At 71.8% G+C, this 21,232-nt stretch carries 16 protein-coding genes; 9 read left to right on the top strand and 7 right to left on the bottom strand.

What is annotated here, in order from left to right; all coding sequences use genetic code 11:
- Nucleotides 1-31 precede the first annotated feature (31 nt).
- From KGD87_RS32625 to KGD87_RS32600, 6 genes are all read left to right on the top strand, one after another.
- Nucleotides 32-766: a 16S rRNA (uracil(1498)-N(3))-methyltransferase gene (locus KGD87_RS32625; RefSeq protein ID WP_284664843.1), complete on the top strand. Its 735-nt coding sequence runs from the start codon at nt 32-34 to the stop codon at nt 764-766.
- 108 nt (nt 767-874) lie between these two features.
- A complete protein-coding gene (locus tag KGD87_RS32620) occupies nt 875-1,141 on the top strand; it encodes a GlsB/YeaQ/YmgE family stress response membrane protein (protein ID WP_163784503.1) in 267 nt (88 codons plus the stop codon).
- A 191-nt stretch (nt 1,142-1,332) separates the two neighbouring features.
- Nucleotides 1,333-2,754 (top strand): RDD family protein, encoded by a 1,422-nt coding sequence (locus KGD87_RS32615; protein WP_284664842.1) that lies wholly within the window; start codon nt 1,333-1,335, stop codon nt 2,752-2,754.
- A gap of 52 nt (nt 2,755-2,806) precedes the next feature.
- Complete coding sequence (locus tag KGD87_RS32610) at nt 2,807-5,638, top strand: GspE/PulE/PilB domain-containing protein (protein ID WP_284664841.1); 2,832 nt, start codon at nt 2,807-2,809, stop codon at nt 5,636-5,638.
- Between the two features lie 22 nt (nt 5,639-5,660).
- Nucleotides 5,661-7,193, top strand: a complete 1,533-nt coding sequence (locus KGD87_RS32605; protein ID WP_284664840.1) for a sensor histidine kinase — start codon at nt 5,661-5,663, stop codon at nt 7,191-7,193.
- Nucleotides 7,190-8,599 carry a sigma-54-dependent transcriptional regulator gene (locus tag KGD87_RS32600; protein WP_284664839.1) on the top strand — a complete coding sequence of 470 codons (1,410 nt, stop codon included), beginning with the start codon at nt 7,190-7,192 and terminating at the stop codon, nt 8,597-8,599. The genes KGD87_RS32605 and KGD87_RS32600 overlap by 4 nt, the downstream gene beginning before the upstream one ends.
- 10 nt (nt 8,600-8,609) lie before the next feature.
- Here the strand turns inward: KGD87_RS32600 and KGD87_RS32595 are convergent, their stop codons facing one another.
- Nucleotides 8,610-9,500, bottom strand: coding sequence for a LysR family transcriptional regulator (locus tag KGD87_RS32595; protein ID WP_284664838.1), 891 nt, complete (start codon nt 9,498-9,500; stop codon nt 8,610-8,612).
- A gap of 83 nt (nt 9,501-9,583) precedes the next feature.
- Between KGD87_RS32595 and KGD87_RS32590 the strand changes: the two genes are divergently transcribed.
- The gene (locus tag KGD87_RS32590) at nt 9,584-10,447 is read left to right on the top strand and encodes an SDR family NAD(P)-dependent oxidoreductase (RefSeq protein WP_284664837.1); all 864 of its coding nucleotides are present in this window, start codon (nt 9,584-9,586) and stop codon (nt 10,445-10,447) included.
- Between the two features lie 24 nt (nt 10,448-10,471).
- Here KGD87_RS32590 and KGD87_RS32585 read toward each other — a convergent pair whose 3' ends face one another.
- The 4 genes from KGD87_RS32585 to KGD87_RS32570 all read right to left on the bottom strand — a co-directional run bounded on the left by KGD87_RS32585 (nt 10,472) and on the right by KGD87_RS32570 (nt 17,157).
- On the bottom strand, nt 10,472-11,845 hold the full coding sequence (locus tag KGD87_RS32585; protein WP_284664836.1) for a WS/DGAT/MGAT family O-acyltransferase: 1,374 nt from the start codon (nt 11,843-11,845) through the stop codon (nt 10,472-10,474).
- Nucleotides 11,846-11,989: 144 nt separating this feature from the next.
- Nucleotides 11,990-12,985 carry a class I SAM-dependent methyltransferase gene (locus tag KGD87_RS32580; RefSeq protein WP_176419670.1) on the bottom strand — a complete coding sequence of 332 codons (996 nt, stop codon included), beginning with the start codon at nt 12,983-12,985 and terminating at the stop codon, nt 11,990-11,992.
- Between the two features lie 146 nt (nt 12,986-13,131).
- Nucleotides 13,132-13,926 (bottom strand): ABC transporter ATP-binding protein, encoded by a 795-nt coding sequence (locus KGD87_RS32575; RefSeq protein ID WP_284664835.1) that lies wholly within the window; start codon nt 13,924-13,926, stop codon nt 13,132-13,134.
- Between the two features lie 132 nt (nt 13,927-14,058).
- A complete protein-coding gene (locus tag KGD87_RS32570) occupies nt 14,059-17,157 on the bottom strand; it encodes an aminotransferase class I/II-fold pyridoxal phosphate-dependent enzyme (protein ID WP_284664834.1) in 3,099 nt (1,032 codons plus the stop codon).
- Between the two features lie 242 nt (nt 17,158-17,399).
- Between KGD87_RS32570 and KGD87_RS32565 the strand changes: the two genes are divergently transcribed.
- On the top strand, nt 17,400-17,813 hold the full coding sequence (locus KGD87_RS32565) for a hypothetical protein (protein WP_284664833.1): 414 nt from the start codon (nt 17,400-17,402) through the stop codon (nt 17,811-17,813).
- A gap of 38 nt (nt 17,814-17,851) precedes the next feature.
- Here KGD87_RS32565 and KGD87_RS32560 read toward each other — a convergent pair whose 3' ends face one another.
- Both KGD87_RS32560 and sitA5 read right to left on the bottom strand, forming a co-directional pair.
- A complete protein-coding gene (locus KGD87_RS32560) occupies nt 17,852-18,202 on the bottom strand; it encodes a DUF2019 domain-containing protein (protein WP_284668722.1) in 351 nt (116 codons plus the stop codon).
- Entirely contained in the window at nt 18,202-19,554 is a 1,353-nt protein-coding gene (sitA5, locus tag KGD87_RS32555) for a SitA5 family polymorphic toxin (RefSeq protein ID WP_284664832.1), read from the bottom strand. The genes KGD87_RS32560 and sitA5 overlap by 1 nt, the downstream gene beginning before the upstream one ends.
- 181 nt (nt 19,555-19,735) lie before the next feature.
- Between sitA5 and KGD87_RS32550 the strand changes: the two genes are divergently transcribed.
- Complete coding sequence (locus KGD87_RS32550; protein WP_284668721.1) at nt 19,736-21,205, top strand: hypothetical protein; 1,470 nt, start codon at nt 19,736-19,738, stop codon at nt 21,203-21,205.
- Nucleotides 21,206-21,232 lie beyond the last annotated feature (27 nt).

Here is a 21,232-nt window from a genome sequence, read left to right as displayed (position 1 = left end):
GTCCAGCCCCCCGCGCGCTGGAGAAATCGCCTTGATCCGCCTCTTCGCCCCGTTGCCCGAGCCCGCTCCCGCCGAAGTGGAGCTGACCGGCGAGCGCCGTCACTACCTCCTGCAGGTCCTGCGGCTGGAGGAAGGCGACGCGCTGGAGGTCTTCGACGGGAAGGGCCGGGCCTTCGAGGCCCACGTGGCCCACGTCACGCCGGATGTCGTGCGCGTGACATTGGGCACCGCGCGCGTGGCCCCCCCGCGCCGCGAGGTCAGCATCCTTCAAGGCCTGCCCAAGGGCGACAAGCTGGAGCTGGTGCTCCAGAAAGGCACCGAGCTGGGCGCCACCGCCTTCCACCCCGTGGCCACGGCGCGGAGTGTCGTGAAGCTCGAGCCCAAGCGCGCGGAGGAGCGCACCTCCCGGTGGACGAAGATTGTCGAGGAGGCCGCGCGGCAGTGCCGCAGGAACGACGTGCCACGCGTGGCCACGCCCGCCCCCCTGGTGGAGGCGGCCCGCTCGCTGCCCCCGGGCACCACCCTGCTCGTGCTCGACGAGGAGGAGTCGGCCGTGCCCTTGGGTGAAGCGTTCCGGGCCGCGGGGGCGGGCACCGCCGTGGCGCTGGTGATTGGCCCCGAAGGGGGGCTCGCGCGTGAAGAAGTGGAGGCCTTGAAGGCCCTGGGCGCGCGGCCGGTCACCCTGGGCAAGCGCATCCTCCGGACCGAGACGGCGGCGCTCGCGGCGCTGGCGGTGATGATGCACCTGGACGGCGAACTCGGATAACAGGGGGGCAGCCGACCGCACGAAGCGGGCAGTTCACACTGTCCGAAGATGATTCCTAGGTTTCTGCCGTAAGGGACTTCAGGGGTCCCTCGAACAGGAGAGACACTCATGGGGATCATCGCATTCATCGTCATCGGCCTCATCGCGGGTCTCATCGCCCGCGCCATCCTCCCCGGGAAGCAGAGCATGGGGCTGGTCGCGACGACCTTGCTCGGCATGGTCGGCTCGCTCGTGGGCGGCCTTGTCGGTTCGCTGTTCCAGCGCGATGGCCGGCTCTTCGACCTGAGGCCCGCGGGCATCATCATGTCGGTGATCGGCGCAATCGTCGTGCTCCTGCTGGTGGGCGCAGCCGGACGGCGCCGGGTACATGCCTGAGAGTGAAGGACTCTCCACGCGATGTCCCCCCAGGGACACGCGCATGAAACGGTGATGAGCCCCTGACGGTCCTTCGAGCGAGGGACCTCGGGGGCTCGCACTTTTCTTGCCCCCGGCTCATGGCTGTCTTTTCATGTAGCAGTCGTCCAGCCGGGAGGAGTCCGTTGTCCAAGTGCTTGAAGTGCGGTGCCATGCTTCCACCCGTGGGTGAGTGCGCGGCCTGCGACACCGTCACTGTCCGCTCACCCGGATTGCCCAGCCTCCTCAATCGCGACATCCGCATCGACCGCCGCACGGAGCAACGCGCCGAAGAGCTGTCGACGCTCCCGGGCACGCCCGCGTTCGCCGACCTGGCGCAGCATGCGCCGCCGCCCCCTGCCGTTGCCCCCCTGTCCACGCTGCTGCCGGGCCCCGCCCTGCCTCGCGCGGCGCAGCCCGCCGCCACGCCCCGGCCGCTGCAACAGCCGGGGGCCGCCGCCCTCCGCGCCGCGCAGCCAGGTGCCGCCGCGCCTCAGCAGCCAGGTGCCGCGCCCCAGCAGTTCGCACCTCGCGCCGCGCAGCCGGGTGCAGCCGCCGCGCCTCAGCAGGCAGCCCCCCGCGCTGCTCAGCCAGGTGCGGCCGCGCCTCGTCCCGCTCAGCCCGGTGCCGCGCCTCCGCAGGCCGCGCCCCGCACCGCGCAGCCCGGTGCCGCGCCTCCGCAGGCCGGAGCCGCACTGCCTCACGCCGCGCAGCCGGGCGCCGCGCCGCGCCCGCCGCAGCCGGGTGCAGCCGTGCCTCGCGCCGCTCAGCCCCAGCCGGCGACCGGTTCCCCCATGACGCCGGCCTATGGAACGCCGCCGGTGGCGCCCGCGCCGCGTCCGCAGGCCCCGGCACAACTGGCGGCTCCAGCGATTGCGCCCGTCGGCCTGCCCCGCATGGAGCAGGCGGCGCCTCCCGCCGCGTTCACTTCCGGACTGCCCCGCATGGAGCACGCGGGAGCCGCCTCCACGGGTCTCCCGCCGATGGAGCCCCCGTCCACGGCTCCCTCGGCCCTGCCGCACATGGAGCCGCTCCTCCCCGGCGTGTCCGTGGGGGTCGCTCGTTCCGAGGCCATCAAGGCGCCTCCGTCCAAGGCCCAGGTCAAGTCCGCCTCGGGCGTCACGGAAGTGCGCGCCCGCCCGGCCTCCCTGTGGCGGCGGCTGCTCTCCTTCTCCGTCGACACGGCGGCCATCGCCGGGGTGGCGGCGCTCTACATCACCCTGGCCTCGTCCGTGACGGGGCTGAAGACGCCAGAGGCGGGGCTGACGGGGCTCGATGCCTTCGTGGCCTGGCTGCGCGCCCTCCAGACCATCCTCCTGCCCGGGTTTTTCCTCGTGCTGGTGCTCGCGCTCGTATACTGCGCGGTGGCGGCCTTCCTCTGGAACGGCCGGACGCTCGGACGGCTGCTCCTGGGTCTGCGGCTGGTGGACACACATGGGCTCGCCCCGGCACCGGGTCGGGCCATCGTGCGCGCCCTGCTTTCCGGCGTGTCATTCGTCTTCTTTCTGGGTGGCTTCTGGATGGCGCTTTTCGACCGGCGCGGGCAGACGCTTCATGACAAGCTGACGTCCACCTTCGTCGTTCAACCGAGCTGAACCACCGGCTCATTGTGCCTTGCGGCCGCGGCCGTAAGATGCCGCGTCCTACATGCCCGCCCGTCTCGCCCAGTTCCTCGTCTCACGCATGCTTCTCACGCAGGAGAAGGCGGGGGAGGTGCTGCGTCAGCACCAGACCCTGGGTGGGCAGGTGGACTCCGTGCTGTTGGAGCACGGCGTCGCCAGCGAGGCGGACGTGCTCGCGATGCTCGGAGAGGTCTCCGGCTTCATGCCGGTGAACCTGATGGACTTCGAGCCCAATCCCGAAGTCGCCTCCTTCATCCCGCCCAAAATCGCCGAGCGCCTGTGCGTCGTCCCCCTGTCCCTGGACGGCAACACGCTGCACGTCGCCAGCGGCTACCCGGTGCCCAAGAAGGAGCTCGACGAGGTCGGCTTCCTCCTGGGCAAGCCGCTCGAGCTCTGGGTGGCCACCGAGGTGCGCGTCCGCGAGTGGGTCTCCACCATCTACCGCCAGCCCCTGGCCCCGCGCTTCGCGAAGCTCGCGGCGGCGTTGGATCCAGAAGCCCAGGCGGCCCTGCCCCCGCCGCCGCCCGCCGCGGCCCTGGAAGAGGAGTCGCTCACCGCGGACATGGTGGAGCGGCTGGCTCGCTCCGTCGCGCAGGAGCCCCTCGCCGTGGAGACCCGCGCCGCTTCCCAGGCCGCGGCGCCTCGCCCCGAGGCCCCCGCGAGCCCCCAACGGCCGCCTCCGCCTCCGCCGGAGGCCCTCACCCCGGGCCCCGAACCCGTCGCGCCGCCAGCGCCTCCCGCCTTCGTCCGGGCACCGCTGCGCCTGAACATGCCGCGGGCCGAGGCGCCCGCGCGCCCCGCGCAGCGCCCCGACCCGCAGGCCGCGCAGATTCCCGTGCTGCCCTTCGCGCCGGCCCCGGGCACGGCGCCGTCGAGCGCGCCCCCGCCGCCGAGCCCTCCCGCGGCGGCGCTGCTCCCCAGAGCCCCCGCGACGGCGCCCCCCCCCAAGCCGGCCGCGCCCCCCGCCCCGCCGGCCAATCCGCCAGCATCGACGGGAGCACGCGCACCGGCGCAGTCCGGCACGCCAGCCCCCGCTTCGAGCCCGCCCCAGGTGTGGCCTCCGACCCAGACCGGCGGCACCGGGACGCCGCAGGTGTGGCCCCCCTCGCCGGCGCAGCCGACCGCGCCGCCCACGCTGCAGTTCGCCACGCCGGTGGCGCCGCCTCCGAAGCCCGCGGCGGCTCCGCGCAGCGAGCCCGCGTTCCTCGTCTTCCCCAACCCCGGCGCCGCGCAGAGCGCGCCGCAGCCCCGCCCGAAGCCCGCCGCGTTGGAGAGCCGCCCCCCGGCGCCGCCCGCGAGCCAGGACGTGCCGGACTGGACGCTGGCGCAGGCGCGCGCGGCGCTGAAGGACGCCACCAAGGACCGCGACCGCCTCATCGACGTCGCGCTGCGCTTCGGCCGCAGGACCTTCGACTACGTCGCGTCCTTCGCCGTGCTGCGGGGCGGCGCCACGGGCCTGGAGGCGCGCGGCGAGGGCATGGCGGGAGAGCAGCTCACGCAGGTGTCCATCCCGCTGGACGCCAGCAGCGTCTTCCGCACGGTGGCCGTCACGCGCGGGAGCTACGCGGGCCCGCTGCCTCCGGACGCGCTCACGCGGCACTACCTGGAGCTGTTCGGACGCCAGACGCCGCGCACCGTCTTCCTGTACCCGGTGGAGGTGAAGGGCCGGCTGGTGGCCATCCTCTACGGTGACTGCGGCCAGCGGCCCATCAGCCAGCGCCGCCTGTCCGACTACATCCTGTTCTGCCAGGACCTGCCGGCGGCCTTCCAGGAGCTCATCCTCTTCCGCAAGCAGCGCGTGTCGGAGCTGCGCGCGCCGGACGAGATGGAGCTCACCATCGACGTGGACCTGCCCGTGGCCACCGCGCCCGCGCCGGCCCCCGCGGTGGTCGCCGGCCTGGGCTGGAGCCCCTTCTTCGGCCGTGGCGCCACCGGCAACATGGGCCGCGCCGCCGCGCTGCCGCCGCGCGCGCAGTCGCAAGAGGAGCGCCCGCCCCCGGACTTCGCGCCGCTGCTGCGCCGCCTCACCGGTCCGGACGCCGCGCAGCGCGCCAACGCCATGGCGGAGCTGGCGCGCTCGCCCGAGGCCAGCGCCCGCGTGCTGGCCCAGCACTTCCCCGGTCCCACGGCCTGGAGCCGGCTGCCCGTGGTGGAGCTGCCCGAGGCGGACGAGCTGGGTCCCATCCCCGGCGCGCTGTCCCGGCTGGGCCGCCCCGCCGCGCAGGCCGTGTCGCCGCTGCTGGACTCCCAGGACGCGGACACGCGCTACTTCGCGCTGCTCACCGCCGGCAGCCTGCCCTACGTGGAGCTGGTGGACGGCGTGCTGCGCGGACTGTTCGACCTGGAGCCGGACATCTCCAGCGCCGCGCGCGTGGCCGCCGCCGCGCTCAAGCAACTGCCCCGGCTGGACGCCGCCCTGCGCGACCTGCGCCACGAGCTGACCAGCCGCGACCCGCTGCGCCGCTCGCTGGCCGCGCGCGCGCTGGGCACGCTGCACGACCGCGAAGCGATTGAGGGTCTCATCCACCTCACGGGCGGCGACGACGAGATGTGCGCCCAGGCCGCGGCGGAGGCGCTGCGGGAGGTGACGCGCGCCACGCTGGGACTGAACCCGCGTCAGTGGTCGGCGTGGTGGGCGGAGAATCGCAGCCGCCGCCGGGCGGACTGGCTCGTCTCCGCGCTGCGCCACCGGGAGCTGGACGTGAGGCTGGCGGCCATCGAGGAGCTGAGCCGCGCGCTGCACGACACGCTGGGCTACTACGCGGATGCCCCCGAAGCCGAGCGCGAGCAGGCGGTGCGCCGCTGGGAGGTCTCGGCGGTGGAGCCGGCCAACGCGCGCCGGCTGGGCATGCTCTAGGTCCCCTGCATCGGAGCGCCCCATGACGGGTGGGATGTGGATCAGCCTCCTGGCCTGCGCGGGCCAGCTCGCCCTGGCGGGGCTGGCCCTGGCGCGCGTGGGCAAGAGCCCGCTGGCGCTGCCGCTGTCCCTGCTGTCCATCGCCCTGTCGACCTGGAACTTCTCCGGCTTCGCGCTGGTGCGCGCGGACGAGGACGGCTGGCGGCTGGTGGGCTTCGCCGCGGGCCTGATGACGGTGCCCTGCGCGCTGCACTTCATCCTGTCCTTCGTGGGACGGCGGCGGAGCCTCGCCGGGGCCATGTACGCCGCCTATGTCGTCTTCGGCGTATTGGCGCTCGCCATGCTGGTGGCGCTGGGCGCCCCCTCCCTGGAGGCGCACCTGCTCACGCTGCGCTTCGGGTTGACTGTCTCCGCGCTGGCCATTCCCATCCTCGGCGGGGGCTTCGCGCTCCTGGGCCTCCACGTGCTGCGCGCGCGGCACCCGGACGAGCGCGCCCGCGCGGGCCTGGTGCTGCTCGGGCTCACGCTGGTGGTGGCCCTGCTGATGACGGAGCTGGCGGCGGAGCTGGGTTTGGAGGTGGTGCGGCTGGGCCACGTGGGCACGCTCCTGGGCTTGCCGGTGATGGCCACCGCGGCGCTGCGCTTCGGCCTCTTCGGGGATGACCCGGGCGCACCCCGGCTCGCGCTGCACGCGGCGGGCATCGCGGGGCTGGGGGTGCTGGCCTATCTGGCCGTGGTGCGGCTCTTCGTCGCGCAGGCGGGCACGCTCATCGTGTGCACCACGGCGGTGACGTTCGGCCTGGTGGCGGCGACGCGCCGGGGCGTCACCGCCTACGTCAGCCGGAGCGAGCGGCTGGAGCGGCTGGCCACGCTGGGGCGCTTCTCCGCGCAGATGGCGCACGACCTCAAGAACCCCATCGCCGCGATGAAGGGCGCCGCGCAGTACCTCAAGGAGGAGCACGCGCGCGGGCGGCCGTGGGACGGGCAAGGCGAGTTCCTGGACCTGCTGCTGGAGCAGGTGGAGCGCCTGGACCGGGTGGTGGACACGTACCAGCGGCTGGCGCGCGTGGAGCCCCTGCCGCAGCCAGTGGACCTGCGCCGGCTGGTGGAGGGCGTGCTGTCGCTCCAGGCCTTCGCCAGCCCGGGCAAGGTCGTCATCGTCCGGGAGCTGTCCCCCGGCCTTCCACCGTGCGCGGGAGACCAGGACCTGCTGGCCAACGCCCTGGAGAACCTGGTGCGCAACGCCTGCGAGGCGATGCCGGAAGGTGGAATTCTCACCGTGCGCGCGCTGCGTGACGGTGCCGGCATGGCCCTGGAGGTGGAGGACACCGGCGAGGGCATGGACGCCCGGACGCGCGAGCGGGCCTTCGACGACTTCTTCACCACCAAGGCCTCGGGCAGCGGCCTGGGGCTGGCCTTCGTCCGGCGCGTGGTGGAAGCGCACGGCGGCGAGGTGCTCCTGACAAGCCGGGAGGGGCGCGGTACGGTGGTCCGGATGCGCCTGCCCGCCACGGACGCGAGCCTGGGCGGCGCGGACGTGGGAGAAGCCGCGTGAACGAGTCATTGAAGGGCACGGTGCTGCTGGTCGACGACGACCCCGCCGTGGCCAAGGTGCTGGGCGCCCTGCTGACGCAAGCGGGCCTGACGACGCACGCGGCGCGCGACGGGCAGGAGGCCCTGGCGCTGCTGGCGAGCAAGCCGGTGGACGTGGTGGTGAGCGACGTGCGCATGCCGGGCATGGATGGCCTGCAGGTGCTCGCGGAGGTGTCGCGCGGCTGGCCGGACGTGCCCGTCATCCTCCTCACCGCGCACGGCACGGTGCCCCTGGCGGTGGAGGCGATGAAGGCGGGCGCCGCGGACTTCGTGCTCAAGCCCTTCGACCGGGAGGAGATTCTCTTCACCGTCCGCAAGGCGCTGCTGCGCGCGCAGGGCGAGGAGGCCCGCCAGCAGGCGCGGCCCACGGGCGGCTTCATCGGCCGGAGCCGGCCCATGGCGGACGTGCAGGCCGTGCTGGCGAAGGCGGCCGCCGGCACGGCCACGGTGCTGCTGCGCGGCGAGTCCGGCACGGGCAAGGAGCTGGCGGCCAAGGCCGTCCACGACGGCAGTCCCCGACGGGAGGGCCCCTTCGTGAAGCTGCACTGCGCGGCGCTGCCGGACACCCTGCTGGAGAGCGAGCTGTTCGGCTATGAGAAGGGCGCCTTCACGGGCGCCGCCACGCGCAAGCCTGGACGCGTGGAGCTGGCCCACGGCGGCACGCTGTTCCTCGACGAGGTGGGCGACATCTCCCCCGCCGTCCAGGTGAAGCTGCTGCGGGTCATCCAGGAGCGCGAGTTGGAGCGGCTGGGCGGCACGCAGACGGTGAAGGTGGACGTCCGCTTCGTGGCGGCCACGCATCAGCCCCTGGAAGAGCGCGTGAAGGAAGGCCGCTTCCGCGAGGACCTCTTCTACCGCCTCAACGTGGTGCCCGTGTGGCTACCCGCCCTGCGTGAACGCCCGGACGACATCGAGCCGCTGGCCCTGCACTTCCTGGAGGTCCACGCGAAGACGAACGGGCGCCCGCCGTTCACCCTCACGCCCGACGGGCTCGCGGCGCTGCGAGCCCAGCCGTGGCCCGGCAACGTGCGGCAGCTCCAGAACTTCCTGGAGCGACTGGTGGTGCTGTCGGACACGCAGGTGCTTGGCGGCCAGGAGGTCCTCAACGAGCTGGCGCGCCAGCCGGGCCTGTCCCCCGCGCCCACGTCGACCCTGCCCGTGAGCGCGGCGAGCCCCTCCTCCGAACTCCAGGCCGCGCCCACCGCGGACTCGGCCCGGACGCTGGAGTCCCAGCGCAAGGAGATGGAGCGCCAGGCCATGACGGACGCGCTGCGCCGCGCGGGCGACAACCGGACGCTGGCGGCGCGGCTGCTCGGCATCAGCCGGCGCACCCTCTACAACAAGCTGGAGGAGTACGGCCTGCTGTAGGGGCGGCCCCTCAAGGACGCACGCGAAGGAAGTCGATGAGCGCGCGCAGCTTGAGCGCCAGGTTCTTCCGGTTGGGATAATAGAGGTAGAGGCCCGGGAAGCTCGGGCAGTAGCGCGTGAGCACCCGGACGAGCCGCTTCGCGGCGAGGTGCTCCGTCACGGTGTGCTCCATGACGTACGCGAGCCCCTGCCCGTCGAGCGCCGCGAGCACCATCACCTCGTTGTCGTTGGTGATGACGCGCCCGTTGACGGCGACGGTGAGCTCGCGGCCGTCCACCTCGAACTCCCATCGGGCGATGTTGCGGCTCGTGGCGTGCCGGTAGTTGACGCAGTCGTGGGCCCCGAGGTCTCTCGGATGCCGGGGCTTCGGATGCGTCTCGAAGTAGGCGGGTGAGCCCACCACGGCCATGCGCATGTCACCGGTGACGGGCACGGCGACCATGTCACGGTCGACGCGCTCTCCAAGGCGAATGCCGGCGTCATCGCCCTCCGCGACGATGTCGCGCAGGCCATCGTCGAGCGTGACGTCGATGCGCAATTCGGGGTGCGCGGTGAGGAAGCGCGCGAGCATCGGCTTGATGACCGGGCCGAACGCCAATCGCGGGACATTGAGGCGCAGCGTGCCGGTGGGACGGCCCCTCGCGTTTTCGAGCGTCGCGAAGGCACCGCGAATGCCCTCCATGGCGGGACGAAGCTCGGCGACGAAACGCTCCCCTGCCTCCGTCAGGCTCACGCTGCGTGTCGTGCGCTGGACCAACCGGGCATGCAGCCGCTCCTCGAGCGCGCCTATCGCCTGACTGACTGCGGAGGGCGTCACCCGCAGCTCCGCCGCGGCCGCCGTGAAGCTGCGCTTCTCCGCGACCAGGAGGAGTTCTCGTAAGCCGGCGAAGTCCTCACGCATGGGCAATTTGTTAGCATGCCTAACAACTTCATGGCGAAGCCGAGCTCTAATCCGCGCGGCACCGAGCGTTTAGTTTCCGAGCCATGAACATTCACGCCTCTTCCCTCTCCGACTCCGCCAAGGTCTGGTTCATCACGGGTGCCTCGTCCGGCTTCGGGCGCGCCCTGGTCCGCGAGGCCATTGCCCGCGGCGACGCTGTCGTCGCGACGGCCCGGAAGCCCGAATCCCTCGCTGACCTCGTCGCGCTCGCGCCCGACCGGGTGCTCGCGCTCGCCCTCGACGTCACCCACCCCGGCGAGCCCCAGGTCGCCGTGGCGGCGGCGCTCGCGCGCTTCGGACGCATCGACGTGCTCGTCAACAACGCGGGGTTCAGCATCATCGGCGCCGTCGAGGAGACGAGCGAGGAAGCCCTGCGCGACACCCTGGAGCTGATGTTCTTCGGCGCCGTGCGGCTCACGCGCGAGGTGGTGCCCCACATGCGCGAGCGTGGCACGGGGACGCTCGTGCAAATCACCAGCATGGCCGGCCTCAGCACCTCGCCGGGCTTCGGCGCGTACTGCGCCGCCAAGCACGCGCTCGAAGGACACTCGGAGTGCCTGGCCCACGAACTGCGTCCCCATGGGGTGCGTGTGCTGATTGTCGAGCCCGGCGTCTTCCGCACCTCGCTGTTCGGCGAGGCGTTTCGCCGCATGCCCGAACACCCGGCCTACGCCCAGACGTCTGGCGCCGTGCGCGCGTGGGTGACGCAGACCGCGGGCCAGCAGCTGGGTGACCCCCACAAGGGCGCGCGCGCCATCGTCAACGAAGTCACACGGCCCGCGAGCCCCGACGCTCCGCTGCGCCTGCCGCTCGGCGGGGACGCGGTGGACGGGATTCGGCAGAAGCTGGCGCTCATCGCGGCGGACGTCGACCGCACCGAGCGTGCCGCGAGAGCGACGACCTTCTGACGGCGCCGCGGCGGAGCCCCGGACTCAGTCCCGCTCGTCCGCGAGCGCATCCAGTTCCTCGTGGAAGCCCTGGATGAGCGCATGCGGGTCCGGCACCCGGCCCGCGTCCGCCGCCACGCCCACCGTCACCTGCCCGGCATAACTGAAGAGGCTCAGGCCCAGACCCAGGTGCCCCGTCTGGGGAACCCAGAACGTCAGGCCCTCCAACTGGCTCCCCGCCAGGGACACCGCCGCGCGTGGGCCGGGCACGTTGGTGGCAATCAGCGACGCTTTGGAGCCGAAGGTATCCACCACCCACCGCTCCAGGGCCGCGGGCGTGTACCCCAGCAACTCCAACGCGCCGAAGGTCAGCACCGCCTCAGGTGAGCGCTTCAGCCGCTCCATCCGCCGGGCCAGCTCCTGCAACCGGCGCGTGGGCGTGCCCAGGTGCACGGGAAGCCGGAGGAAGACGACGCCGAAATGGTTGCCCAGCTCGCGAGGCACGGGCGCATCCAGGGGTCGGAGGTTCACCGGCACCAGCGCGTGCAGGTCCTCGGGGGGCTCCCCCAGCGACTCCAGGTAGCGCCGCAGCGCGCCCGTCACCGCCGCCAGCAGCACGTCGTTCACCGTGCCGCCCAGCGCCTGGCCCAGGGCCTTCACCCGCTCCAACGGCACCGGGTCCGACCAGGCGGCGCGCTTCTGCGTCCCCAGCGGTCCTCGCAGCGACGTGCGCGGGTCCGGCGGAATCACCAACAACTTGCCCATGGCCGCTGCGCCGCGCGCGCCCTTCACCAGCAGGTCCCCGGCGAGAATCGGCTCGGCGGCCAGCTCCGCGCCCTTGCGCCACACGGCCCGCGCCGTGCCCGCCACCGCCTGCGCGCCGCGCACCCAGCTCGCCAGTCCGCCGGGAGCAGCCCGGGGCGGCGACGCGGGCGGCTCGGCGGCCAGCTCCGCCTCCGCCCCCTCCGTGAGCGTCAGCAGCACCCGCGCCAGGGCCATGCCGTCCGCGAGGCAATGGTGCAGCCGCGCCAGCAGCACGTCCCGCCCGTCCGCGGCCGACATGACGTGGAACTGCCACAGCGGCCGGGAGCGCTCCAGGGGCGTGCTCATCCACTGCCCCACCAGGGACTCCAACACCGCGCGGTCCCCGGGCGGAGGCACGTCGAGCCGCGACAGGTGCGCGTCCAGGTCGAGCTCCGGGAGGTCCTCCCAGTGCGGCAGCCCCACGAGTCCGGCCACCGCGCGCTGGCGGAAGCGGGGGTAGCGCTCCACCAGCCGCTCCCGCACCACGGCCTTCAACCGTTCGAAGTCCAGCCGGCCCTCGAACCAGAGCACGGCGGTAATCATCATCAGGTTGGCGGGCTCCTCCATGTGGAACCACAGCGCATCCACGCTCGACATCCGCTCCTGCGCCGCCATGCCTCACGACCTCCTGGTGGAGGCCGTTCTACTGCTTTCCGGCCTCCGGGGTGGCCCGTTCGAACTGGAAGGTCTGCTTCGTCTTGTCGTCCACCATGAGCGTCAGGACGCCCTCCTCCCAATCCCACACAGGAGCAGGTGCGCTCAGGTGAACTGCCAGCGCCAGGTGCGCACGTCGGCGGGCTCCACCATCTCCAGCTCGAAGGACAGCGTGTCGAAGCGCTCGAACTCCTGCGAGTCCACGCGCAAGAGCATCATCCCCGCGTGGTTCTGTCCTCGCAGCGGCGACACGTTGAAGGACAGCTCCGCGTCGAAGGCCACCTTGTAGAAGAGGCAGAAGCCGTCCACGCGGCCCTCCTCCACCACCGGCCGCGAGAAGCGCACGCGGTGCGGCAGCCCGTCGGCCACCATCGTCTCCAGGTCGAAGGCGAAGGCGGGCTCCGGGTCGCACAGCAGGTGGTCCACCTCGTAGGAGCGGATGACGCGCGTGAAGTAGGACGGGTTCATCGCCTCGCGCAGCGTCTGCAGGCAGCTGTAGTCCACGCTGGGGAAGCGCTGGCTCCAGATGAAGGGGATGCACGCCTCGTCCCGCAGCTGCACCGGCTCCACGAAGACCTCGAAGCGGTTGGGGAGGATGCGGCCTCCGGGCTTCAACACCCGGTTGCGCAGGTCCAGGATGCGAGGCACCAGCCCCGCGTCGAAGAGGGCGTCGCCCAGCAGCTCATGAAGCAGGACGTCCACCTTCTCCGGCAACTGGTACTGCCAGGGATGCGCGCGCACGAAGTCGATGCGCTCCAGCCCGTTGCGGCGCGCCACCCACTGCGCCGTGTCCAGCAGCCGCGAACCATCCACCGCGTACAGCTTCTTCGGCTGACGGCTGGCGGCCAGGAAGGTCCGCAGGCCCGTGCCGGTGCACGCATCCATGACGACCTGTCCCGGCCGCACATACCGCTCGCAGGCCCGCCGCCAGGCCTCCACCCGCTCCGGGTCCGCGAGCGCGAAGTCCTGCGGCGCCGGACTGGACAGGGACAGGCTGTCCGGCACCACGTTGCGCGGCAACTGGGACACCAGCGTCGAATGGCTGAGCCGTGAACGCAGGTCCATCAACGCCTGGCGAGGCATGTCGAGCAGATTGGGCATGTGGCATCCCCCCGGATGCGTGGGTCCTTCGGTCGGCCTTCCCGGCATGACACAGGCACCGGGATTCCTGAGCATGCTGGACTTACAGCTTCAGCACCATCCAGCGACAGGACGGGATGAGTGTCCCCCGGTGAACAGGCTCGCGCTCAAGGCAGCGGCGGTGGCGGGTGTCCGGAGGCGCGCGCACGGCGTGACAGCCAGTCATGGAGGAAGGCCTGGACCGCGGGGTGTTGGGACTGGCGGAAGGCCTCGGGCGGGGCGTGTTCGATGATGCGTCCTTCATGAAGCAGCGCCAGGCTGTCACCCACCTGGAAGGCGGAGGCCACGTCCGGGGTGATGACGAGCGCCGAGGCGTGGAGCCGGTGCTTGCCGGTGAGGATGACGTCCACCACGGACTGGGTCCTCAGCGGGTCCAGCCCCGCGGTGGGGTCGTCATAGAGGAGGATTTTCGGCTCCAGCACCACGGCGCGGGCAAAGGCGGCGCGCTTGAGCATGCCGCCGGACAGCTCGCCCGGGCGCTGCTTCGCCGCGTCCTCCAGGCCCACCAGCGCCAGCACGCGCCGCACGCGCTCGCGCACCTCGCCATCCACCAGATGGAGCCGCTCGCGCAGCGGGAAGGCGACGTTGTCCTCGACGGTGAGCGAGTCGAAGAGCGCGCCGCCCTGGAAGAGGATGCCCATTTTACGGCGCACGCGCTCGAGCCCCGCGGCATCCAGCCAGGCCAGGTCCTCTCCGTCCACGCGCACCGCGCCGCGGTCCGGACGCAGCAGCCCGTCCAGGTGCTTCATCAACACCGTCTTCCCGGAGCCCGACACGCCCAGCAGCACGCACGTGGTGCCCGTGGGCACCGCCAGGTCCACGCCTCGCAGTACGTGCTGGGCGCCGAAGGACTTGTGGACGTTCATCAGCTCGATGGCATTGCGCTGCGCCGGCTCGGCCATCCCACGCCCCCACGGTACCGGCACCGCTGCCCGGAGGCGGAATTGTGACGGCCGTCCCCGGCCGCTCGCGACCCGCCTTCCAGTCGGAGGCAAGCGATGGGCCCCGGACAGAGTCCGTGCGGGGCCCGCGCTTCAGGGCTCGGACGGCCCGCCGCGCAGCTTCGCGCCGAAGCGCAAGAGCTGCTCACGCGCCCGCAGCAGCGCGTCCCGGGGAATCGAGAACACGGCGCGCACCCGCTCCGAATCCCCACACCACGGGCCACCATTCAGCACGACGTGCGTGTGCTCGTACACCACGCGAGGCAGGTTCTCCGGCGTGAGCCGCACCCCGTCCACCTCCTGCCCCAGCCAGGCCGTCACCCGGGGCGACAGGAAGAGTCCGCCTGCGTCCCCCGCGTCCGAGCGACCATCCCCCGGCAGCGCCCCGGCCAGCAGCTCGCGCTTCTCCGCCAGCTCCCGCCGCATCTTCACCAGGAAGGAGCGCAGGGTGCGGTGCCGAGTGGGGTACAGCAGCTGGCCATCCGGGCTGCGGGCATACGCCGCATACAGGTAGGCCGCCGCGCGCGCCGTCATCAGGTGGAGCACCCCGGGGCCGCTGTCACGCACCGCCCCGGCCAGCGCCCGGTCCTTCGTGGCGAGCCACCCCACGCGGAGCCCACCGGCCGCGAACTCCTTGGACAGTCCGCCCAGCAGCACCGTGCGTGCGCCGATGCCCGGCACCGCGCCCTCCAGCGTCACGGGGCTGGGCACCGTCTCCGCCGTGGGGCTGGTGAGGTTCACCAGTCCGAAGATTTCGTCCGACACCAGCAGGCAGCGCTGCTCCACCACATAGGTGGCCAGGGCCACCAGCTCCTCGCGGGCCAGGTAGACACCGGAGGGGTTCGACGGCTGCGACACGACGATGGCATCCGGCGCACCTCCGCCGCCCTGCCCTCGCCGCGCCAACAGCCCCGACAGCGGCCCCTGCTCCACGTCACACCCCGCGGAGACGAAGGTGGGCGGCAACACGCCGTAGCACGGCGTCGCCACATAGACGCGCGGCGTGCGGCCCAGCCGCTGGCGCAGCGCCACGCCCAGGTGGTGGATGAGCGGCCACACGCCCGGCGCCATCGCCAGCTCCTCCGGCGCGTAGCGCACCGCGCGCGACTCCAGCAGGAAGGCCGACACCGCCTCCGCCAATCCCGTCTGCGGTGCGGGCTCGCGCGGCGCGACTCCGGCGGCGATGAGGCCCTCCACCAAGGGAGGCGGCAGTGGCCCTTCGTTCTCTCCGTAGTCCAGACGCACCAGCTCCGCGTCGTCCTCGCGGAACACCTTGGGCGCGAACGCGGGGAAGGACATCAGCCGCGCCATCCGCCGCGAGCGGGGCAGCGTCACCACCGGAGGCCCGCGCGGCGCGGGCGCCTCCGGCTCCGCGAAGGAGATGCGGAACGACAGCAGGTCAGAGAAGGTGCGCTCGTAGAACGCCTGCGCCAGGGTGCTGATGCGCGAATAGGTGACTTCCGCCGCGGCCTCGAGGTCGCCCCTCAGCGGCTGCGGCACCGGCATGAGCAGCGTCAGCTCCAGGTCCGGCCACACCGCGTTCTTGATGAGGCCATAGAGCACCACCAGGTTGGGGGCGTGGGCCTCACGGGCCAGGAACTCGAAGAGCGTGTGCGGCTCCACGCCGCCGGTGATGTTGAAGAAGGCGCTTTCGTCCAACACCACCCAGATGCCGCGTCGCGCCGCCTCGGCGACGATGTCGCGCAGCACGGACAGGTTGGTGCGCTCCCCCTTCTCCACCGTGAGCAACACCATCTTCACGTCGAACGCGGAGAGCAGCCGGCGAATCTCCGCCAGCGAGGTGTGCGTCACCGTGGCGCGCACCCCCGCCTTCTCCAGCGCACGGGCATAGAGCGGGTGGAGGTTGCGCGACACCAGCACCTCGTCGCCCGCGTCGCAGGTGGCCATCAGCAGCGAGTACACCGCCTGCTCGCGCTCGGGCGCGACGAAGACCTCCTCCTCCGCCAGCCGCAGCCCGAAGTACCGGTCCAGGTAGCGCACCACCTGCCGGCGGAAGGACGCGTCGCCCGCTTCGTGCGCGTAGGGCATCAGCGGCCCCCGCGCCAGCCGCGCAGCCAGGTCGGCCACGAAGCCCAACTGCTCCGCCGACGCGGCGCCCAGGTCCAGCTCCTCCTGCAACGCCGACGCGCCCAGCTCGCGCAGGGCGGCCCGCAGCGCCAGCGTCTCGCGAGGCAGCGCCAGCCGCGCCTCCCACACCGCCACCTCGTGCCACACCGGGTTCCCCGCCTGGAGCCAGCCCAGCGCGGTGGCCGCCCGCAGCGGCTCCGGGCTGCGCGCCTCCATGAAGAACTCGAACTCGCGGCCGGTGCGCTGCTCCAGCGCCACCAGGGGACGGATGTCCGTGTCCGCCGCCTGCATCACCCGGCGGGCCACCCGCACGCGCGTGTCGAAGCCGCGGCGGGTGAACATCCGCTCGATGATGACGCGCCCTGGCCGGCCCGCGAGGTTGAGCAGCAACCGTCCGGTGGGTGACAGCCGCTCCGGCGCTTCGTCCAGCAACCGCGCGATGAGCCCGAGCCCGAAGTGGTCCTCATAGACGTTCTGCAGCGTGCAGTAGTTGGACAAGTCGTAGAGCGCCTGCTCGTCCGCCTGGGAGAGCTCGGAGGGCAACTCCTCCTCGCCCCGGAGGACCTGCGGAATGCAGCCCACCACGAAGTCCCACGGGGCCTCCGAAGGTATCCCGCGCAACAGGTCGCTCTCCCCGAAGGACAGGCGCGAGGCCAGCGCCTCGTCACCGTTGAGCCACGCGTTGCAGCGCGCCACCACGGGCGAATGCGGGTTGAGGTCCGCGCCGTGCACGTGCGCCAGCTGGGTGAACTTCGCCAGCGCGATGCAAATCCACCCCGAACCCGCGCCGACCTCCACCAGCCGCTTTCCCGAATACTCATCCAGCGGGACGCTGAGCAGGCCCTCCAGGAAGGTGTAGGCCCACGCCTCCGGCGCGAAGATGGACGGCAGCAGGAACAGCTCCAGCCGCTCCTGCGAAGCGCCCACCGTCACCGTCACCGTCACCAGCCGCAGCGGCGCCGCTTCGGGCTGGTGGCGGCACAGCTCCGCCAGCTCGCGGAGCTCGGCCAGCGCGCGCGGGCGCCTGTCCGCATGGGACAGGTCCTCGGACAGTGCGCGCAGCAGGTGGAACGCCTCACGGGCTGTGGAGGGGTAGGTCGGCATGGCGCGAGGACTGTCCCGAGCCCCCCGCCCCCTGTCAACGCCGGGATGGCGCCCGGATGAAACCCTTTGGCGCCCAGGGGTGAGTCAAGGAAATGCCGACTCGCCGTAATAAAGGGCAGCAGCAACGAGGCCATCCGCCACCGCGCCAGGGCGGCCTCGGGAGCAGCACGCGCGGTACCGACGGAGCAGCATCCATGTCGCTCATGCCTGTGGATGGACCCCGTAGTGGAGAGGGGGCAGTGATGGAGATGAACGTCTCGAGGCCGGTGCTTGCTGGGGGATTCTGGAAGAAGCAGCGCACGCAGCCGGTGAAGCGCGCCAAGGACGCGTCGCGGGTGCGCTGGGAGTCGCAGCCGTGGCGCAGGCAGTTGCGCGACGCGGCGGAGTACGAGCGCCCGGTGGCGCGCGCCGCGCTGGTGCAGGCGCTGCTGGCGGAGGGCCTGACGATGGACGCGGACGCGGCGCGCTTCGCGGGAACCCGCGAGGACCGCGACTGCATCAGCATCGCGCAGGTGCTGCGCTTCGCCGACTCGCTCGTGCTGCGCATGGCGCTGGCGTGCACGGATGACCACGTGCTCCAACTGGCGCACCTGCGCCGCGACGCCGAGGACCTGGCGGAGCGGATGATTGAGTGGGCCAACGCGGGTCGGTTGTAGGACAAGGGTCGCGCGCCAGCGCTCGCGCTGCGCGCGGGTCACCCCGGGTCGAGCGCCCAGGTCCCTTCCTCCCAGCGCTTCAGGGCTTGCTGTGCTCCGAACGGGACCAGCCCCTGTCCCTTGGCGGCTTGCTCCAGGACCGCTTTGGCTTCGGCCGTCCGATAGCGGAGCAGATGTGCGGCAGCCATCACTCGCACGTCCATTCGCTCATGCTCGAGCAGCACGGCGAGTGCATCACGTCCGGCATTGCCCTGGGCCAGGAGCTTATCGACGGCGGCGCCGTACTTCCTGGCGTGCTTGTTCCCGGTCTTGGCGTCTCCCCGGAAGATGGCCTCGTTCTGCGCGACCACGTTCTGGGCAAACTGCTCGACAAGCTCTTTCAACGTCATCACCAGAGCCCCTCCCCGATGTTCTTGATGGCCAGCCTCCCGAAGTCACGCTGAGCTTCGAAGGACTGCGTGCTCAACCATTTCCGCACGGTCAAGGTGGAGCCGGTGATATCGCGTCGAACCGACGAATAGAACGCGCTGATGTCAACGTGCAGGACCTTGTCCAGCGGGATGACGTTCTCGGTATTGTGGAGAGCTTGAGGGCCAAAGCGCTTCACGTTGCCCGGGGTCTGCTCGACAAGGTGATGCCACTGCTTGTTCTTGCCCGCGGGGCCCATGGCCCTCTTGAGGCCGCTGAACGAGCCCCAGGCCCTGGAGCCCGCAGGGCGCGCCTTCGCGGGCAAGCGTCCCGTGCCTCTGGCCGCCATGGCCACCGCGCCGGGCCCGAGGGCGATGGTGACGGTCTCGGCACTCACTGCCACCGTTCCCACTTCCGCGACCGCGGCGAGCCTGATGCCCACTTGGGCTTCGGCCTGCACCGCCGCCCGCGCGGCGCCGGGGAGCATTGGCACTTTCGCCCCCAAACCCGCCGCCGTGTTCCCAATCGCGGCCGTGGCCAACATCGCGAACGCTCGCGCAGCGTTGCGGCCCATGACCTGGCCGTAGCGCGCTCCCGCCTCGCGTAGCTCCTCGAACGTAGTCGCCCGTTCCGCCTCCTCCACCAGTCCCTTGAAGCCCACGATGAGGCGCCAGAACGTATCGACGCCTACATAGGCAATGAGCGAGGCGGTCATCACGGCAGCCGCGCCCTTTGAAAAAGGCTCGGGCACCGCGAGCAAGATGCAGTACGTGGTCCACGTCCAGAGGACCGCCGACATCATGGCCTGGGGGTCGGCCATGTCCTTGAAAGCGCCCCTCATCTCGTCCAACACATTGCCCTGGGCAAGTGCCATGGCCAGGGCGTATCGGCCATCCCCAGTGACAGTGGGGCTCTCCACCAGGAGGCGCAGACAATCACCGGGCTTGTTCGTGCGCTCGCACCAGCGCAGGTAGGCGCGAGTCAACCCCATATCTGTCGCGGGCTGTTCGGCCTCCAGGTGTTCGCCCGGCCCCAGCGGGATGACACGGTGGCTGCGGTACTCGTACAAATACGAGCCGCTGCGCGAATCCACCTCGAACAACCGCCGGGCCGTTTCCTGGGGACGAATGGAAGGCCGCACGCTCCGGGCCAACGATTCTACGGCTTCAACGAAGTGGTCTTCATCCAGCTCCACCGGCGCGGCATCGTCGCCGCGTGCGGTGAGAACGATGGGCTCGCGGTGGCCCGTGTGCAGGCGCACGGACTTCGTGGGGCCGCTGCATCCAGCCAGCAGCACGCTCAGCAAGGGAATCATCAACCATTGCGGCAGCATGCGGAGCCCTCTTGACGCTGGCCCCCTTTCTTCGGGAGGCCATCCTCGACACAATCCAAGCAATAGCAGGTAGAGCCGACAGGCACTTCGAACCAGGTCGGTGTTGGCTCAAGCGCAGGGGACTGACGGCGCGACGCTTCCGCGCGATGTGAGCGAAGAAGTCGTGCGCTGGGGCGGCGGTGTGCGGTGCGATGCCTGGGTCACAACGAGGGCCCAGAGCTTCGGCGCGTCCTCCTTGACAGCGTGGGAGCCCGGCTGTTCTCACGGAGACATGCTCTCCTCGCTCGTCCTGGCCGCCACCCTGGCAACGGCCCCCGCTCCCCGCGCCGCCGCTTCGGCGCAGACGCTCGTCCACGTGCCGCAGGTGGATGCGTTGACGGGGCTGGCCGCCTTTCTGGAGCGCGCGGGCCAGCACGCCGCGCTGCTGCGCCCCTCGGCGTGGCGGACGGAGCTGCATCCCTTCCTCACCGTCGACCCCACGCGGCCCCAGTCCCTGTCCGAGCTGGGCCTGGACCCGGCCGGTCCAGCCACCGTGTCCATGCGCAAGGACGGCCGCGTGTCCTGCATGCGGGTGGCCGACGCCAAGGTGTTCCAGACGAAGGCCGCCGAAGCCATCACCGCCGCGGGCGGCGCCGGAGCAAAGCCCACGACGCGCGGAGGTGTGACGACGGTGTACGTCGACCGCGACATGGGCGGCAGCATGGGCTACGCGATGAAGGGCAAGGAGGTCTGTGCGTTCGGCGCCATCGAGCGCGGCGGCGCGGACCTGCTCAAGGAGTCCGTCCGGCTGGTGGGCAAGGCGCCCGCGCGGGATGCCCGGCTGGGCAAGGTGCCGGGCGTGGCGTTCGTCGTGTCAGGCAACACGGTGGTGGGCCTGGACGGCACGGCCAACGCGCTGCAGGTGGAAGGCGTGACGACGAAGCTGCAGCTCCCTGCGTTCCAGACGCGTGGCACCAGCCCCTACGCGGCGATGAAGACGGAGGGGCTGCTCTACTCGCGCGCGTCCGTCTCTCCCACGGGGGTGACGCAGTCAGTGGACACGATGCGCTCCACGCTCCAGGTCGTGTGCCCCACGTGTCCGAAGGAGCAGATGCTATCCATGGCGAAGGCCGTAACGAAGCAGCTCACCGGCCACCTGCTGGTGAACATGGACCACGTCCAGGTGCGCGGCTCGCTGCGCGCGATGTCGACGCGCTTCTTCGCGGTGCGCCAGGCCGTGGCCGCCGAGGTGAAGGACGAGGCGGCGGTAAAGGCCGCGCTGGCCCCGCTGGGCAAGTTCCCGGACGTGCTCGTGCTGGAGGACGGCTGGAAGCTCCCGCTCAAGGGCGGCAACGTGTTCGTGCGCATCCAGGGCAAGCAGCTCGTCCTGGGCAATGAAGAGTCGGTGACCCAAGCCACGCTGGCGGCGCTGACGCAGACGGGCTCGAAGGCGGAGCACCCGGTGGACTTCGCGTTGGACCCCAAGCGGGTGGCGCGGGGCCTGGCGCAGATTTCGCTGACGGACATCCTGACGGATGAGCTGCTCGCGGCCCTCTTCGCGGCCAGCTCCGAGCTGGGGCCGCTGTTGGCGCGCAGCGAGCGCATCACCGGGTGGATGGACTCCGCCCCGGGCGGAGCCCACCGCGTGTCCCTGACCTGGCCGCTGCCCTAAGGGCCGTCAGCCGCCGGGGCGGTACCG

Source organism: Myxococcus sp. SDU36 (genome assembly GCF_030168875.1).
Lineage (GTDB): Bacteria > Myxococcota > Myxococcia > Myxococcales > Myxococcaceae > Myxococcus > Myxococcus vastator.
Note: the sequence above shows the minus strand (reverse complement) of the source record. Positions and strands in the feature narration are given on the sequence as shown.

What these genes read in the sequence shown, in the direction of transcription:
- KGD87_RS32610 (WP_284664841.1), top strand. Translation starts at nt 2,807, where the DNA reads ATGCCCGCCCGTCTCGCCCAGTTCCTCGTCTCACGCATGCTTCTCACG.
- KGD87_RS32585 (WP_284664836.1), bottom strand. Translation starts at nt 11,845, where the DNA reads ATGGCGGCGCAGGAGCGGATGTCGAGCGTGGATGCGCTGTGGTTCCAC.
- KGD87_RS32590 (WP_284664837.1), top strand. Translation starts at nt 9,584, where the DNA reads ATGAACATTCACGCCTCTTCCCTCTCCGACTCCGCCAAGGTCTGGTTC.
- KGD87_RS32565 (WP_284664833.1), top strand. Translation starts at nt 17,400, where the DNA reads ATGGAGATGAACGTCTCGAGGCCGGTGCTTGCTGGGGGATTCTGGAAG.
- KGD87_RS32595 (WP_284664838.1), bottom strand. Translation starts at nt 9,500, where the DNA reads ATGCGTGAGGACTTCGCCGGCTTACGAGAACTCCTCCTGGTCGCGGAG.
- KGD87_RS32615 (WP_284664842.1), top strand. Translation starts at nt 1,333, where the DNA reads ATGCTTCCACCCGTGGGTGAGTGCGCGGCCTGCGACACCGTCACTGTC.
- KGD87_RS32580 (WP_176419670.1), bottom strand. Translation starts at nt 12,985, where the DNA reads ATGCCCAATCTGCTCGACATGCCTCGCCAGGCGTTGATGGACCTGCGT.
- KGD87_RS32605 (WP_284664840.1), top strand. Translation starts at nt 5,661, where the DNA reads ATGACGGGTGGGATGTGGATCAGCCTCCTGGCCTGCGCGGGCCAGCTC.
- KGD87_RS32620 (WP_163784503.1), top strand. Translation starts at nt 875, where the DNA reads ATGGGGATCATCGCATTCATCGTCATCGGCCTCATCGCGGGTCTCATC.
- sitA5 (WP_284664832.1), bottom strand. Translation starts at nt 19,554, where the DNA reads ATGCTGCCGCAATGGTTGATGATTCCCTTGCTGAGCGTGCTGCTGGCT.
- KGD87_RS32575 (WP_284664835.1), bottom strand. Translation starts at nt 13,926, where the DNA reads ATGGCCGAGCCGGCGCAGCGCAATGCCATCGAGCTGATGAACGTCCAC.
- KGD87_RS32560 (WP_284668722.1), bottom strand. Translation starts at nt 18,202, where the DNA reads ATGACGTTGAAAGAGCTTGTCGAGCAGTTTGCCCAGAACGTGGTCGCG.
- KGD87_RS32570 (WP_284664834.1), bottom strand. Translation starts at nt 17,157, where the DNA reads ATGCCGACCTACCCCTCCACAGCCCGTGAGGCGTTCCACCTGCTGCGC.